Here is a 14699-nt window from a genome sequence, read left to right as displayed (position 1 = left end):
TCGGTCGTCCCACGCGCGCGTGCCTACCAATCGGCCACCGCCAGCCCGTACATCGCCAGCCACACCACCCCGATGACGGTGAGGGCGCGGTCGCGCAGGACGACGTCCTCCGGTTCGCCCGCCGTGCCGCGGTCGGCGAAGACGGCGTAGCGCAGGATCGCGAGGATGAAGGCGACCACGGACAGTTGGCGCCAGGGCAGTACGCCCGTGTGCGGGACGCCGCCCTCCTCCAGCGCCCACAGGCAGTACCCGAGGACGGCGACCCCGGCCGCCAACTGCCAGACGAAGCGCAGGTATCCGGTCGTGTACTCGGTCAGCAACGCGCGCGTGGCGCCCACCTTCCCGGCCATCTGCACGGCTTCGGAGTAGCGCTTGGCCGCCACCATGAACAGCGCACCGAACCCGGTCGTGATCAGGAACCAGCGCGACAGCGGGATGGCGAGCGCGAACCCGCCGACCATCGCCCGCATCAGGAACCCGGTCGTGACGACGGTGAGATCGACGACCAGGACGTGCTTGAGGCTGACGCAGTAGGCCAGTTGCATGCCGATGTACGCCGTCAGCAGCGCCGCCACGGCGGGCGAGGTCGACCAGGCAGCGGCGACGGGAGCGAGGACGGCGAGGGCGCCGCCGACCGCGTACGCGACGGGCACGGGCACCTGGCCGGCGGCGACCGGGCGGTGACGCTTGGTGGGATGCGCGCGGTCCGCTTCGGCGTCGCGCGCGTCGTTGATCAGGTAGACGGCGGCGGCGCAGGCGGTGAACAGGACGAAGACGAGGGCGAGTTGGGTCAGAGCGTGGATCGAGAAGAGCCGGCCGGCGGCGGCCGGGGCCGCGGCGACCAGCGTGTTCTTGACCCACTGCCTGGGACGAGCGGTTCTGAGCAGCCCGGCGAGGAGCGCGCGAGGGCCGCCTCTGCGGGGCGGTGGCGGAGCACCTCGCGTGGGCGTGCGCTGCCCGTGGAGCGCCGCTTGCCTGGTGCGCGCCGCGCCGGCGAAGGGCGCCGTCTCAGTCATGGGCGCTCCCCCGCCTCATCCAGCCCGTTGCGACGGATGCCGTGAGTGCCCCGAGGGCCGCGCCCGCCGCCACGTCGGAGGGGTAGTGCACGCCGACGACCAGGCGTGACAGGCACACCGCGGCCGCGAGCGGCGGGATCGCGTACGCGCCGAGCGTGCCGTAGGCGACGGCGGCTGCCGCTGCGGAGGTCGCGTGGGAGCTGGGGAAGGAGTGCCGGCCGGCGGTGCGCACGAGGGGCTGGACATGCGTCGGGCGGGGGCGCCGCACCACCCGTTTCACCCCCATGCTGACGACGTGGGCTCCCACGGTGAGCGCCGCGCCACGCAGCCAGGCGCCGCGTCTTCCGCTGTCCACGGCCGCTCCCGCGAGGCCCGCCGCGAGCCAGAGCGCTCCGTGCTCACCCGCCCACGACAGGGTCCGCGCGGCGGTCGCGACGCGTGGGTCACTGCCGTGGGCATGGAGCGCCGAAAGGATTCGCCGGTCCGCGCCCCGAAGGCTTCGGTGGTCCATGTCGTCGAGGTGATCCATGTGGACTCACTGTTCACGCCGACCACGCCAGAATTACGGCAATATAGAGCGACATCCCATTAATCACCCATTTCGGGGAGAGTAGGCATGTTTCAGAAGTAGTCGCTCATCCATCGGCACTACGGTCGCCGACATGCCTGCCGAGACCGCCTCCGTCACGGGATGGGGCCGCACCGCCCCCACCACCGCCCGTCTGATCCGTCCACGGACGTACGAGGAGGCCGCGGCCGCCGTCCGGGACTGCGGGGTCCGCGGGGGCATCGCGCGGGGCCTGGGACGGGCGTACGGGGACGCGGCGCAGAACGCGGGCGGCACCGTGCTCGACATGACGGGACTGGACCGTATCCACGCCATCGACGTCGCCGGCGGCACCGTGCTGTGCGACGCGGGTGTCTCCCTGCACCGGCTGATGGAGGTGCTGCTGCCGCTCGGCTGGTTCGTGCCGGTGACGCCCGGCACCCGCCATGTCACCGTCGGCGGCGCGATCGGGGCCGACATCCACGGCAAGAACCACCACGTCTCGGGCTCCTTCTCCCGGCACGTGCTGTCGCTGGAGCTCCTCACCGCCGACGGCGAGGTCCGCATGGTCCGCCGCGGCACCCCCCTGTTCGACGCGACCGCCGGCGGCATGGGCCTGACCGGCCTGATCCTGACGGCGACGGTCCGGCTCCAGCCGGTGGAGACCTCGCTGATGTCGGTCGACACCGAGCGCGCGCGGGACCTCGACGACCTGATGGCACGCCTGGTCGCCGGCGACGACCACTACCGCTACTCGGTCGCGTGGATCGACCTGCTGGCGCGGGGCGCGGCCACCGGGCGCGCGGTACTCACGCGCGGCGACCACGCACCCCTGGAGGCACTGCGCGAGGGCACGCGCGCGCGTAGGGACCCTCTCGCCTTCCGTCCCTCCCGACTGCCCGCCGCGCCCGCCTTCCTCCCGGCAGGACTGCTGAGCCGCCGTACCGTGGGCTGGTTCAACGAGCTCTGGTACCGCAGGGCGCCACGCGCGCGTACAGGTGAACTGCAGACGCTCTCCGCCTTCTTCCACCCCCTGGACGGCGTGCCCCACTGGAACCGGATCTACGGCCCGGGCGGTTTCGTGCAGTACCAGTTCGTCGTCGGACACGGCCATGAGGACACCCTGCGCCGGATCGTGCGGCGCATCTGCGAGCACCGCTGCCCCTCGTTCCTGGCCGTCCTCAAGCGCTTCGGGGACGCCGACCCCGGCTGGCTCTCCTTCCCCGTGCCCGGCTGGACGCTGGCCCTCGACATCCCGGCCGGACTGCCCGGCCTCGCCGTCCTCCTGGACGAGCTGGACGAACAGGTGGCCGCGGCCGGCGGACGCGTCTATCTGGCCAAGGACTCCCGGCTGCGCCCCGAGCTGCTGGCCGCGATGTACCCCCGCCTGGACGCTTTCCGCGCACTGCGCGCGGAACTCGACCCGCGCGGGGTCTTCATGTCCGACCTGGCCCGCCGCCTCGGCTTTTGACACCCGGATCATCAAGGAGCTGTCGTGAAGGACGCCTTCGGCCTCCCGCAATCCCTGCTCGTCCTCGGCGGTACGTCCGAGATCGCACTGGCCACCGCACGCCGCCTGATCGCCCGCCGTACCCGTACGGTCCGGCTGGCGGGCCGCCCGTCGCCCGCCCTGGAGCGGTCCGCGGCACAACTGCGCGCCCTGGGAGCCGACGTGCACACCGTGCCCTTCGACGCGCTCGACCCCGAGTCCCACGAGGCGGTGCTCGGCAAGGTCTTCGCCGAGGGCGACGTCGACATGGTGCTGCTCGCCTTCGGGGTCCTCGGCGACCAGGCGCGCGACGAACGCGAGCCGCTCAACGCGGTGCGCGTCGCCCAGACCAACTACACCGGGGCCGTGTCGGCGAGCCTGGTCAGCGCGGGCGCCCTGCAGGCCCAGGGCCACGGCTCACTCGTCGTCCTCTCCTCGGTCGCCGGTGAACGGGCCCGTCGCGCCAACTTCATCTACGGCTCCAGCAAGGCCGGCCTCGACACCTTCGCCCAGGGTCTGGGCGACGCACTGCACGGCACGGGCGTCCACGTCATGGTCGTACGTCCCGGCTTCGTGCGCTCGAAGATGACGGCAGACCTGCCGGAAGCCCCGCTGTCGACCACCCCGGAAGCGGTGGCGACGGCGATCGAGGTCGGACTGCGCCGCCGCTCGGAGACGGTGTGGGTGCCCGGGTCACTCAGGATGGTGATGGCGGCGCTTCGGCACCTACCGCGAGGGCTGTTCCGACGGCTGCCGATCTGAGCCTCGACGGCCCGGCCTCGTGGTAGGCCACGGGCCGGCGACGCCCCGGGGCGCGGGGAACGGCGCGGCCGGCCGCACGGCACCGCGGACGATCCACGGCCGAGCGGGGCATCGCCTTGCGGTCGGCCCTTCAGTTCGCGGGAATCGACCCGCGCTCCACATGACCCGCCTGCGGCGGCACCACCGCGCCGCCGAACGCGAAGTCCCTGAGCTTGCGCCACACACCGTCGGCGCCCTGCTCGTAGAGGGCGAAGCCGGTGCAGGCCCAGTGCGCCTCGTAGTCGGCGAGTTCCTCGAAGGCGCGGTCCATCGACGCCTCGTCGATGCCGTGCGCGACCGTGACATGCGGGTGGTAGGGGAACTGCAGTTCGCGCGCCACGGGCCCGGAGGCGTCGCGGACCTGCTTCTGCAGCCAGGTGCAGGCCTCGGCGCCCTCGACGACCTGGACGAAGACGACCGGCGACAGAGGCCGGAAGGTTCCGGTGCCGGACAGCCGCATCGTGAAGGGGCGCCCGGCGGCCGCGACGTCGACGAGGTGCGCCTCGATGGCGGGCAGCAGCGAGGCGTCGACCTCGGTCGGCGGCAGCAGCGTGACATGCGTGGGGATGCCGTGAGCCGCGGCGTCGCCGAAGCCCGCGCGCCGCTCCTGGAGCAGGCTGCCGTGAGGCTCCGGGACCGCGATCGACACGCCGATCGTTACGGTCCCCACGTCGTCTCCTGTCGTCTGTCGGTGAGCTCGTCTGTCGAGGAGCTCGTCCTGTTGTGAGCTCGTGCGTCGGTGCGCGCGAGCGGCCGCCGAAACGGCCACCCGGCTATCGACTGTACGGCCACGGCTGTGCTGCGGGCAGGCGCAACCGTAGTGATGTGCAGCGCTGTGCGGTGGTACAGCGGTGTTCCGGCCGCTGTGTGCCACCGCGTGCCGCGGTGGGCGTCAGTGCTTGGCGGGCAGGAAGCCCACCTTGTCGTACGCCTGGGACAGCGTCTCCGCGGCGACGGCCCGCGCCTTCTCCGCGCCCTTGGCCAGGATCGAGTCCAGCGTCTCCGGGTCGTCCAGATACTGCTGGGTGCGCTCCCGGAAGGGCGTCACGAACTCGACCATGACCTCGGCGAGGTCCGTCTTGAGCGCACCGTAGCCCTTGCCCTCGTACTTCTGCTCAAGTTCCGCGATTCCCGTGCCCGTGAGGGTCGAGTAGATGGTGAGCAGGTTGCTGACGCCCGGCTTGTTCACGACGTCGTAGCGGATGACCGTCTCGGTGTCGGTGACCGCGCTCTTGACCTTCTTCGCGGTGGCCTTGGGCTCGTCGAGCAGGTTGATCAGGCCCTTCGGCGTGGACGCCGACTTGCTCATCTTGATCGCCGGGTCCTGAAGGTCGTAGATCTTCGCCGTCTCCTTGAGGATGTACGGCTTCGGGACGGTGAAGGTCTGCCCGAAACGGCCGTTGAAGCGCTCGGCGAGGTCGCGGGTGAGCTCGATGTGCTGGCGCTGGTCCTCACCGACCGGGACCTCGTTGGCCTGGTACAGCAGGATGTCCGCGACCTGAAGGATCGGGTACGTGAACAGGCCCACCGAGGCCCGGTCCGCGCCCTGCTTGGCGGACTTGTCCTTGAACTGCGTCATGCGGGACGCCTCGCCGAAGCCGGTGAGGCAGTTCATGATCCAGGCGAGCTGGGCGTGCTCGGGAACGTGGCTCTGAACGAAGAGCGTGCAGCGCTCGGGGTCGAGTCCGGCCGCGAGGAGCTGGGCGGCCGCCAGGCGGGTGTTGGCGCGCAGCTCCTTCGGATCCTGCGCAATCGTGATCGCATGCAGGTCCACGACCATGTAGAACGCGTCGTGGGTCTCCTGGAGAGCCACCCACTGGCGGACGGCACCGAGATAGTTGCCGAGGTGGAACGAGCCTGCGGTGGGCTGGATTCCGGAGAGCACGCGGGGACGATCAGAGGCCATGCTCACCATTCTCTCAGGTTCCGGGGGGCGGGCTGGAACTGGTCGGAAACAGGTGGGAACCGATCCGTCCCCGGCGGTGTAACAAAGGTGTGAGGACGCGGGAGGGGGGCCGCATCGTCGATGAGGCTGCGGTGATCGCACGTGTACGCGCCGGGGAGCCGGAGGCGTACGCGCAGCTGGTGCGGGCCCATACGGGCATCGCGCTCAGGGCGGCCGCGGCGCTCGGGGCGGGTGCGGACGCGGAGGACGTGGTGCAGCAGGCCTTCGTCAAGGCGTACTGCTCGCTGGGCCGGTTCAAGGACGGCTCGGCGTTCAAGCCCTGGCTGCTGGCGATCGTCGCCAATGAGACGAGGAACACAGTGCGCACGGCGGCACGGCAGCGCACGCTCGCCGGTCGCGAGGCCGCGTTCGTGGAGGCGGCACCGCTGATACCGGAGTCGGCGGACCCGGCGGTGGCCGCGCTGGAGATAGAGCGCCGCGCCGCGCTCCGGGCCGCCCTGGGCAGGCTCAGCGAGGAGCACCGCCTGGTCGTCACCTACCGCTATCTCCTGGAGATGGACGAGTCCGAGACGGCCGAGGCCCTTGGCTGGCCACGGGGCACGGTGAAGTCCCGGCTGAACCGCGCCCTGCGCAAGCTGGAGCGTCTGCTGCCGGGCTTTCAGCCTCGGGAAGGGGGTGATGAGCGTGAGTGACGGATGGAAGCCGTCCCAGGGTGAGGGACGCGGCGGGTACGGCGGTGACGGCAGGCACGGCGGTGACGGGCGGCGCGCGTACGAGCGCGACGGCGCCAGGAGCGGCGGCGGTCCGAGCGGGCAGGGCGGACACCTCGGCAGTGAGGGCCCCGGCGATCACGAGGGTCGTTCGGCTGCGGCGCGGCTTCCGCAGGAGCTGCGGGCTCTCGGGCGTTCACTGGACCCGCCGGGTGCGGCGGACAGCGCCGAGACGATGGTCGAGCGGGTGCTGGGACAGCTACTCGCCGAGCAGGTGCCGGTTCCGGTGGCCGAGCGGCCGGGCGCCGCAGAGCGGCTGCGGGCGGTGCGGCGCTGGACGCGGGCGCGGTGGCGGTCGCTGACCGCGGCCCTGTGCGGCCTGCTGACCGTGCTCGCGCTCACTCCCCCGGTGCGGGCGGCGGTCCTCGACTGGTTCGGTGTCGCCGGGGTCGAGGTGCGGTACGACCCGTCCGCGGTGCCGTCGCCCGGCGCCGGGACCCCCGGCTGCGGCCGCTCGGTGTCGCCGGCGGAGATCGAGCGGCGGGCCGGTTTCCGGCCCGTGGTGCCCAAGGCGCTGGGGACGCCGGACGCGGCGACGGTGAGCAGGCTGCCGCAGGGCCGGTCCCTGGTGAGCCTGTGCTGGCGCGAGCGCGGGGGCACGGTACGGCTGGACGAGTTCCGGGCGCGGCTGGACCCCACCTTCATCAAGGGGGTCCGCGAGCAACCGGTGGTGCTGCCCCCGATCGGTGGCGCTCAGGTCGACGAGGTGCCGGACCCGGTGCTGTGGTTCCCCCGGCCGCACCTGCTGAGCTTTCCGCTGGTGGATCCGGACGGCGGTCACTACACATGGCAGAAGCGCACAGCCGGGCCGACCCTGCTGTGGACCTCCTCGGACGGCGACGGTGTGGTCACGCTCCGGCTGGAGGGCGTGGAGCCGAGGGAGCGCGCGGTGGAGATCGCGGAGTCGGTCGCGGGCGGGGCGGCCGGGTCTGCGACGGCCTGGCCCGATTGAGGCGCGCGAAGTGGGAACCCCGAGGGGCCGGGCGGTGTACCAGAAGTGACAGGCGGCCCGGTGACGGGTCGCACGGATCAGTTGCTTCGGGGGTTCGGATGCGCCGGTGGAAAGACTTGGTGCGGGGACTGACCGCGTGGACGGGGACGCTGGCGGCGAGTCTGGCTCTGGTCGTGGTGGCGGCCTCGCCCGCCCCTGCGGGAGGGCCGACGAGCGCGCTCGTGGTGTCGCCGGGGAGTGGGGAAACGGCGTCGCTGCACTACGACGACAAGGAGTACGAAGAGCTGCAGCGGCTTCTGGGCGGGGGCGAGGGGACGCGCACCAAGCCCCCGGAGGCCGTTCTGGAGTCCTCCCGCCAGATCAATGTCACCTGGTTGATCCACGATGTGACCCCCTGGCGGGTCGACTATGTGTACCTGGCGGCCGACAGCCGGAACATATGGGTGCACACCACGACAAAGCCGACCGGCTCCTTCGACGGTCTCTGGCATCGCGCCCACAAGCCCGCCCAGCTCCGGCAGCTGCTGAAGGAACTGGGGGTCATGGGAGCCTCAAGTGAACGCCCCTCGGGGGTGGCCCCGGCACCGGCCCGGACAGGCGGCGGCCCGGCCGACACGACGGCCCCGGTGGCCCCGGCGGCCGGCACCCCGGTGACCCGGGCGGACGAGGGGACCGACGGATGGTGGGCGCTTCCCGGCGCTGCGGCCGGAGCGGTGCTGGCCCTGGTCCTGCGGCCGTTCGTGTCACGGATACCGGCGAAGCTGCGCCGCCGTGAAACGGGACCGCGGCAGGAACTGCTGGACGCGTGACGGGAATCGGCAGGCGGCGCGGTCATGCGGAGCGGCGGCCCGGCGAGTGGCCGGACCGCCACGGCAGGAGCAGCGCCACGGCTGACGGATCCGTGAATAACGCAGGGCCCCGGGCCGCCCTGGACCTGCAGGTCGACCCGCGGGCCGTCAGCCCAGGTCGATCTCCGGGTACAGCGGGAAGCCGGCCACGAGGTCGGTGGCGCGGCGCGAGATCTCGTCGGCGATCTTCGGGTCGAGCACGTGCTGCGCCTTGGAGGGAGCGCCCTTGCTGGTGGTGCCGGGCTCCGTGGTGGTGAGGACGCGGTCCATGAGGGCGGCGACCTCGTCCATCTCGGCGGTGCCCAGGCCACGGGTGGTCAGGGCCGGGGTGCCGATGCGGATGCCGGAGGTGTACCAGGCGCCGTTGGGGTCCGCGGGAATGGCGTTGCGGTTGGTGACGATGCCGGACTCGAGAAGGGCGGCCTCGGCCTGGCGGCCGGTGAGGCCGTAGGAGGAGGCGACGTCGATCAGGTTGAGGTGGTTGTCCGTGCCACCGGTCACCAGGGTGGCACCACGCCGCATGAGGCCCTCGGCCAGCGCCCGGGAGTTGTCGACGATGCGCTGGGCGTAGTCGCGGAAGGACTCCTGACGGGCCTCGGCCAGGGCGACGGCCTTGGCGGCCATGACGTGCGGGAGCGGGCCGCCGAGGACCATCGGGCAGCCGCGGTCGACCTGGTCCTTGAGCGAGTCGTCGCACAGGACCATGCCGCCACGGGGGCCGCGCAGCGACTTGTGGGTGGTGGTGGTGACGATCTGGGCGTGCGGGACCGGGTCGAAGTCGCCGGTGAGCACCTTGCCGGCGACGAGCCCGGCGAAGTGGGCCATGTCGACCATGAGCGTGGCGCCGACCTCGTCGGCGATCTCGCGCATGATCCGGAAGTTCACGAGACGGGGGTAGGCGGAGTAGCCGGCGACGATGATGAGCGGCTTGAACTCGCGGGCGGAGGTACGCAGGGCGTCGTAGTCGATCAGCCCGGTGGCGGGGTCGGTGCCGTAGGAGCGCTGGTCGAACATCTTGCCGGAGATGTTCGGGCGGAAGCCGTGGGTGAGGTGGCCGCCGGCGTCCAGGGACATACCGAGCATGCGCTGGTTGCCGAAGGCCCGGCGCAGCTCGGCCCAGTCGGCCTCGGAGAGGTCGTTGACCTGGCGGACACCGGCTTTCTCCAGGGCGGGGGCCTCGACGCGGGCGGCGAGGACGGCCCAGAAGGCGACGAGGTTGGCGTCGATGCCGGAGTGGGGCTGGACGTAGGCGTGGCGGGCGCCGAAGAGCTCGCGGGCGTGCTCGGCGGCGAGGGACTCGACCGTGTCGACGTTGCGGCAGCCGGCGTAGAAGCGGCGGCCGACGGTGCCCTCGGCGTACTTGTCGCTGAACCAGTTGCCCATCGCCAGCAGGGTGGCCGGGGAGGCGTAGTTCTCGGAGGCGATCAGCTTGAGCATCTCGCGCTGGTCGGCGACCTCCTGGCCGATGGCGTCGGCCACGCGCGGCTCGACGGCGCGGATCACGTCGAGGGCGGAGCGGAAGGCGGTGGACTCGGTGGAGAGGGGCTCGGCTGACATGGGGACCTCCGGACGTCGTGTACAGCGATCACGGTACGGCCCAGGCGCACGGCACTCGGTGCTGGACGAGAGGGTCCAGTGGGCCGCTCCCCGATGGTCGGTCCCATCCCAGCGCGCCAGTCACGGCCCGTCGATCAGCCTACCGGGCGCGCCGACGCGGCATGGTGCCGCGTCCACCATGCGAGCAACGATAGGAAGGGGGCCGCAAAGCACTCGAACGGTCGGAAATGGACAGTGGCCACAAGCCCCGGGACCGCCGCAGCGCGGGCCCTCGTGGTGGCGGAACGGAGAGCCCCGTGAGTACGTCGAGCACCACCGAATCCCTGATCGCCACCGCCGAGGCGCACACCGCGCGCACCTATGAGCCGCTGCCGGTCGTGGTGGCGACGGCGGACGGGGCATGGATGACGGATGTGGAGGGGCGGCGGTATCTGGATCTGCTGGCCGGGTATTCGGCGCTGAACTTCGGGCACGGCAACCGGCGGATCCTGACGGCGGCGAAGGCGCAGCTGGAGCGGGTGACGCTGACGTCGCGGGCGTTTCACCACGACCGGTTCGCAGCGTTCTGCGAGCAGCTCGCGGAGCTGTGCGGCATGGAGATGGTGCTCCCGATGAACACGGGCGCGGAGGCGGTGGAGACGGCCGTGAAGACCGCGCGGAAGTGGGGGTATCGGGTCAAGGGAGTGCCGGCGGAGATGGCGAAGATCGTGGTCGCGGGCAACAACTTCCACGGCCGTACGACGACGATCATCAGTTTCTCCACCGACTCGGAGGCGCGGGCGGACTTCGGCCCGTACACGCCGGGCTTCGAGATCGTGCCGTACGGGGATCTCACGGCGATGCGCAAGGCGTTGACGGAGAACACCGTCGCCGTGCTGCTGGAGCCGATCCAGGGGGAGGCGGGGGTGCTCGTTCCGCCGACCGGTTATCTGCCGGCGGTGCGGGAGCTGACGCGGGAGCGGAACGTGCTGTTCGTGGCGGACGAGATCCAGTCGGGGCTCGGACGCACGGGTCGTACTTTCGCGTGCGAGCACGAAGGGGTGGTGCCGGATGTGTATGTGCTCGGGAAGGCGCTCGGCGGCGGGGTCGTGCCGGTGTCGGCGGTGGTGTCGTCGGCGGATGTGCTGGGGGTGTTCCGGCCCGGGGAGCACGGGTCGACGTTCGGCGGGAACCCGCTGGCCTGTGCGGTGGCACTGGAGGTGATCGCGATTGTGCGGACGGGTGAGTTCCAGGAGCGGGCGGCGGAGCTCGGTGAGCATCTGCTGCGGGAGCTGGGCGCGTTGGCCGGGACGGGGCGGGTGACGGCGGTACGTGGGCGTGGGCTGTGGGCGGGCGTCGACATCGCCCCGCGTTACGGCACGGGCCGGCAGGTCTCCGAGAAGCTGTTGGAGCGGGGGGTGCTGGTGAAGGACACCCATGGGGCGACGATCCGGATCGCGCCGCCTCTGGTGATCGGGAAGGAGGACCTGGACTGGGGGCTCGCCCAGCTGCGGGGGGTGCTCGGGGTGTGAGTCGGTGGGCTGGCGGCACGCACTCGGCTCGGCTCGGCCCGGCCCTGCCTAGCCAGGCTCGGCTCGGCTCTGCGGCAGGCTGTCCGTCTAGAGGATCACGTGGGGAAGGAAGCGCGCGTACTCGTCGGTGATCAGGCCGGACGACTCACGGATGCCGAGGCCCGCCGACTCGTCCTCGACGACCCACGCGCCGAGGACGACGTGATGGCCGTCGAAGGCGGGCAGCGGCGCCAGCTGCTGGTAGCAGCAGGGCTCGTCGCGTGTGACGGGCTCGGTGCCCTTCTCGTGCACGGTCACTCCGGCGCCCTCCCTTCCCAGGAGGGGCTTGGCGACGTAGCCCGTGGTGCCCGCCAGCTCCCTCGGACCGTCGAGGTAGGCGGGGAGGAGGTTGGGGTGGTCCGGATAGAGCTCCCAGAGGATGGCGAGGAGTGCCTTGTTGCTGAGGAGCATCTTCCAGGCCGGCTCGATCCACAGGGTCGTGCCGGTGCCGCCGCCGTTGTCGAGGGTGTCGAGGACGTGGTCCGCGAAGCGGTCGGTGGTGAGCCACTCCCAGGGGTAGAGCTTGAAGCAGCTGCGGATGAAGCGGAGCCGGGTGTCGACGAAGCGGCCGGAGAGGCGGTCCCAGCCGATCTCCTCCATGGAGATCCAACCGGTGTCCAGGCCCGCCTGCTCGGCGGTCTCCTTGAGATAGGCGACCGTCATCATGTCCTCGCCGAGTTCGTCGGCGGAGGAGTACGCGAAGTACAGGGGGCTGCCCGGCGGGAGAAGGGCGGACTGCTTCTTCCAGGCGGCGACGAGGCGTTCGTGCAGGGAGTTCCACTGGTCGGCGCCGGGGAAGCGTTCCTCCATCCAGAACCACTGCGGTGAGGCGGCCTCCACCAGTGAGGTGGGGGTGTCCGCGTTGTACTCCAGGAGCTTCGCCGGGCCGGTGCCGTCGTAGCGCAGGTCGAAGCGGCCGTAGAGGGAGGGGAGTTCGGCGCGGCGGCACCAGGACTCGGCGACCGCGTCCGCGACGCGCCGGTCGCTGATGCCGAGGTCGGCGAAGCGGTCGCGGGCGACGATGTGCTCGGCTGCCGTCAGGCACATGCCGTGCAGTTCCTCGACGACCTCTTCCAGCGCCTCGACCTCCGCCAGGGAGAAGACATAGTGGGCGCTCTCGTCCCAGTACGGGCGCAGGGAGTTGTCGGGGTGGCGGGTCAGGGGGTAGATGAGCCCCTGCTCTTCCACGGTCTGCTGCCAGCCGGGGCGAGGCTCGACAGTGCGGCGCTCCATCGGTCCGTCTCCCCGCTCAGCCGCCGCCGCTGCCGGAGCCCGAGCAGCCGAAGCCGCCCCGGTCGACGGCCTCGCTGCGGCTGAAGGTGCCGTAGTCGGCGCGGCCCGCGGAGACGTCGGCGTCGTAGTACCAGGCGGCGTCGGAGCCGCCGGACCGGGTCTTCTTGCCGCCCCTGGAGTACGAGGAGCTGGAAGTGGAACCGGACTTGCAGTTCTTGTCCGCGATGACCTTGTAGCCCTCGTAGGTGTAGCTGTCGCGGTCCACGCAGCGGCGGTCGGGGTCCGAGCCGCAGGAGGTCAGGGCCGCCGCCATGACCCCCATGCCGCCGAGTACGACCGTGCTCGAACGCAGCCTGCGCCGTGTCTCTGCCATGTGCGACTCCCCCGATGTTCCGTTCACGATCACCCGGCCACCCGAGCGATCCATGCGATTTTCGGTCGACAGCCTAAGGATCGACGATCGAGAGGCGCGCGAGGCCCCCCGTCAACCCCCTCACCCCGCAGTCGCTTTGTGCTCTTTGAAGTGATCTGCACTGTTGCGCACATCCGGTAGTGCGCGTCGTGCGCCCGGCAGGTCACGGCAGCACCCGGCACAGCGCCTCCAGGGCCCCCGCCCACGCATGGTCCGGTGGGGTCCCGTACCCCACGACCAAGGCGTCCGCCGGGTCTGTCGTGGCGGCCTCGTGGCGGAAGAACGTCAGGCCGTGCAGGGCGAGGCCCTGCCAGGTCGCCGCCTGGACCACGGACTGCTCCGTCCCGGGTGGCAGACGCAGCAGGACGTGCAGTCCGGCCGCGATGCCGGTGACCTCCAGGTGCGGGGCCTGGGCGGCCAACGCCCTTACCAGGGCGTCCCTTCGGCGCCGGTAGCGCAGCCGGGCGGCGCGGACGTGCCGGTCGTAGGCGCCGGAGGTGAGGAACTCGGCCAGGGTCAGCTGGTCCGGGGCGCCGCAGGTGTCGGTGCCGCCCTTCGCCGCCGTCACCTCCTCCACCAGCGTCGGCGGCAGCACCATCCAGGCCAGGCGCAGCCCCGGGGCCAGGGACTTGCTGGCCGTGCCCAGGTAGACGACGTGGTCGGGCTCCAGGCCCTGGAGCGCGCCGACGGGCTGGCGGTCGTAGCGGAACTCCCCGTCGTAGTCGTCCTCCAGGACCAGGCCCCCGGTGCGGCGCGCCCAGTTGACCACCGTCGCCCTGCGGTCGCGGTGCAGGGGCACGCCCATGGGGAACTGGTGGGCGGGGGTGAGCAGGACGGCCCCCTCGTCGGTCAGGGCGGCCGGATCCGTGCCGAGTTCGTCGAAGGGCAGGGGGGCGGTGGTCAGACCGGCCGCCGTCAGCTGCTTCCAGTGCGGAGGCAGGCCGTAGGACTCCACCGCGATCGTGGCCGCGCCGCGCGCCCGCAGGACCCGGCCGAGCAGTTGCAGGCCGTGTACGAAACCCGCGCACACGACGACGTGTGCGGGGTCGGCGCGCACGCCCCGGGCACGGGCGAGGTAGCCGGCGAGGGCGGTGCGCAGTTCGGGGCGGCCGCGCGGGTCGCCGTAGCCGAGGGCCTGGTGCGGGGCGCCGAGGAAGGCGCGGCGGGCCGCCTTGAGCCATTCCGTGCGGGGGAAGACGGAGAGGTCGGGGGTGCCGGGGACCAGGTCGTGGGCGGGGCGGGGGCGCTCCCGGCGGGGCGGGGCGAGTGTGCGGGCGTGGCCACGGCCCGGGGCGGGTGTGCGGGGCGGCGCGGTGGCGTCGGGCGACGGCGTCACCGTGCGGTCGGCGACCCGGGTGGCCGAGCCCTGGCGGGCGGTGAGCCAGCCCTCGGCGACCAGGTCGGCATAGGCCTCGGCGACCGTGTTGCGGGCGATGCCCAGGTCGGCGGCGAGGGAGCGGGAGGACGGCAGCCGGGTGCCCGGTGCGAGGCGTCCGGTGCGGACGGCGTCGCGCAGGGCGTCGGTCAGTCCCCGGCGCAGGCCGCTACCCGCCGGTTCCAGGTGGAGGTCGATGCCCAAAGTGGCCCAGGGTTTCGCCATGGAAGTGGACCATACTCC

14 protein-coding genes and 1 riboswitch are annotated in these 14699 nt (G+C 72.0%); of the genes, 6 read left to right on the top strand and 8 right to left on the bottom strand.

Annotation, left to right across the window (positions count from 1 at the left end):
- Window positions 1-23: 23 nt before the first annotated feature.
- The gene (locus ACWCPI_RS07220; protein ID WP_451037136.1) at window positions 24-1016 is read right to left on the bottom strand and encodes a decaprenyl-phosphate phosphoribosyltransferase; all 993 of its coding nucleotides are present in this window, start codon (window positions 1014-1016) and stop codon (window positions 24-26) included.
- Complete coding sequence (locus ACWCPI_RS07215; protein ID WP_451037135.1) at window positions 1009-1545, bottom strand: phosphatase PAP2 family protein; 537 nt, start codon at window positions 1543-1545, stop codon at window positions 1009-1011. The genes ACWCPI_RS07220 and ACWCPI_RS07215 overlap by 8 nt, the downstream gene beginning before the upstream one ends.
- Before the next feature lie 133 nt (window positions 1546-1678).
- Between ACWCPI_RS07215 and ACWCPI_RS07210 the strand changes: the two genes are divergently transcribed.
- Together ACWCPI_RS07210 and ACWCPI_RS07205 are read left to right on the top strand one after the other, a co-directional pair.
- Window positions 1679-3034: an FAD-binding protein gene (locus tag ACWCPI_RS07210; RefSeq protein ID WP_451037134.1), complete on the top strand. Its 1356-nt coding sequence runs from the start codon at window positions 1679-1681 to the stop codon at window positions 3032-3034.
- A gap of 24 nt (window positions 3035-3058) precedes the next feature.
- A complete protein-coding gene (locus ACWCPI_RS07205) occupies window positions 3059-3814 on the top strand; it encodes a decaprenylphospho-beta-D-erythro-pentofuranosid-2-ulose 2-reductase (RefSeq protein WP_451037133.1) in 756 nt (251 codons plus the stop codon).
- 130 nt (window positions 3815-3944) lie between these two features.
- Here the strand turns inward: ACWCPI_RS07205 and ACWCPI_RS07200 are convergent, their stop codons facing one another.
- Together ACWCPI_RS07200 and trpS are read right to left on the bottom strand one after the other, a co-directional pair.
- Entirely contained in the window at window positions 3945-4523 is a 579-nt protein-coding gene (locus ACWCPI_RS07200) for a 2'-5' RNA ligase family protein (RefSeq protein WP_451037132.1), read from the bottom strand.
- 222 nt (window positions 4524-4745) lie between these two features.
- Window positions 4746-5759, bottom strand: coding sequence for a tryptophan--tRNA ligase (gene trpS, locus ACWCPI_RS07195; protein WP_451037131.1), 1014 nt, complete (start codon window positions 5757-5759; stop codon window positions 4746-4748).
- 89 nt (window positions 5760-5848) lie between these two features.
- Here trpS and ACWCPI_RS07190 point away from each other — a divergent pair, with 89 nt between their 5' ends.
- The 3 genes from ACWCPI_RS07190 (at window position 5849) to ACWCPI_RS07180 (ending at window position 8290) form a co-directional block, all read left to right on the top strand.
- On the top strand, window positions 5849-6451 hold the full coding sequence (locus tag ACWCPI_RS07190) for an RNA polymerase sigma factor (protein ID WP_451037130.1): 603 nt from the start codon (window positions 5849-5851) through the stop codon (window positions 6449-6451).
- A gap of 196 nt (window positions 6452-6647) precedes the next feature.
- Window positions 6648-7481 carry a hypothetical protein gene (locus ACWCPI_RS07185; protein ID WP_451037203.1) on the top strand — a complete coding sequence of 278 codons (834 nt, stop codon included), beginning with the start codon at window positions 6648-6650 and terminating at the stop codon, window positions 7479-7481.
- A gap of 119 nt (window positions 7482-7600) precedes the next feature.
- Window positions 7601-8290 carry a hypothetical protein gene (locus ACWCPI_RS07180; RefSeq protein ID WP_451037129.1) on the top strand — a complete coding sequence of 230 codons (690 nt, stop codon included), beginning with the start codon at window positions 7601-7603 and terminating at the stop codon, window positions 8288-8290.
- 147 nt (window positions 8291-8437) lie between these two features.
- Here the strand turns inward: ACWCPI_RS07180 and ACWCPI_RS07175 are convergent, their stop codons facing one another.
- Window positions 8438-9886, bottom strand: a complete 1449-nt coding sequence (locus ACWCPI_RS07175; protein WP_451037128.1) for a glycine hydroxymethyltransferase — start codon at window positions 9884-9886, stop codon at window positions 8438-8440.
- 31 nt (window positions 9887-9917) lie between these two features.
- A riboswitch (ZMP/ZTP riboswitch) is annotated at window positions 9918-10020 on the bottom strand.
- A gap of 162 nt (window positions 10021-10182) precedes the next feature.
- Here ACWCPI_RS07175 and rocD point away from each other — a divergent pair.
- The gene (gene rocD / locus ACWCPI_RS07170; RefSeq protein ID WP_451037127.1) at window positions 10183-11397 is read left to right on the top strand and encodes an ornithine--oxo-acid transaminase; all 1215 of its coding nucleotides are present in this window, start codon (window positions 10183-10185) and stop codon (window positions 11395-11397) included.
- A gap of 87 nt (window positions 11398-11484) precedes the next feature.
- Here rocD and ACWCPI_RS07165 read toward each other — a convergent pair whose 3' ends face one another.
- The 3 genes from ACWCPI_RS07165 to pdxR all read right to left on the bottom strand — a co-directional run bounded on the left by ACWCPI_RS07165 (window position 11485) and on the right by pdxR (window position 14681).
- The gene (locus ACWCPI_RS07165; protein WP_451037126.1) at window positions 11485-12669 is read right to left on the bottom strand and encodes a glutathionylspermidine synthase family protein; all 1185 of its coding nucleotides are present in this window, start codon (window positions 12667-12669) and stop codon (window positions 11485-11487) included.
- Window positions 12670-12685: 16 nt separating this feature from the next.
- Window positions 12686-13042, bottom strand: coding sequence for a hypothetical protein (locus tag ACWCPI_RS07160; RefSeq protein WP_451037125.1), 357 nt, complete (start codon window positions 13040-13042; stop codon window positions 12686-12688).
- Window positions 13043-13244: 202 nt separating this feature from the next.
- Window positions 13245-14681 (bottom strand): MocR-like pyridoxine biosynthesis transcription factor PdxR, encoded by a 1437-nt coding sequence (gene pdxR, locus ACWCPI_RS07155; protein ID WP_451037124.1) that lies wholly within the window; start codon window positions 14679-14681, stop codon window positions 13245-13247.
- Between the last annotated feature and the right edge of the window lie 18 nt (window positions 14682-14699).

Source organism: Streptomyces sp. NPDC001920, assembly GCF_053594495.1.
The sequence above is the reverse complement of the archived record's forward strand: the minus strand, read 5'-3'. Positions and strand labels throughout refer to the sequence as shown.

What these genes read in the sequence shown, in the direction of transcription:
- ACWCPI_RS07165 (WP_451037126.1), bottom strand. Translation starts at nt 12,669, where the DNA reads ATGGAGCGCCGCACTGTCGAGCCTCGCCCCGGCTGGCAGCAGACCGTG.
- ACWCPI_RS07160 (WP_451037125.1), bottom strand. Translation starts at nt 13,042, where the DNA reads ATGGCAGAGACACGGCGCAGGCTGCGTTCGAGCACGGTCGTACTCGGC.
- ACWCPI_RS07210 (WP_451037134.1), top strand. Translation starts at nt 1,679, where the DNA reads ATGCCTGCCGAGACCGCCTCCGTCACGGGATGGGGCCGCACCGCCCCC.
- pdxR (WP_451037124.1), bottom strand. Translation starts at nt 14,681, where the DNA reads ATGGCGAAACCCTGGGCCACTTTGGGCATCGACCTCCACCTGGAACCG.
- ACWCPI_RS07215 (WP_451037135.1), bottom strand. Translation starts at nt 1,545, where the DNA reads ATGGATCACCTCGACGACATGGACCACCGAAGCCTTCGGGGCGCGGAC.
- trpS (WP_451037131.1), bottom strand. Translation starts at nt 5,759, where the DNA reads ATGGCCTCTGATCGTCCCCGCGTGCTCTCCGGAATCCAGCCCACCGCA.
- ACWCPI_RS07220 (WP_451037136.1), bottom strand. Translation starts at nt 1,016, where the DNA reads ATGACTGAGACGGCGCCCTTCGCCGGCGCGGCGCGCACCAGGCAAGCG.
- ACWCPI_RS07175 (WP_451037128.1), bottom strand. Translation starts at nt 9,886, where the DNA reads ATGTCAGCCGAGCCCCTCTCCACCGAGTCCACCGCCTTCCGCTCCGCC.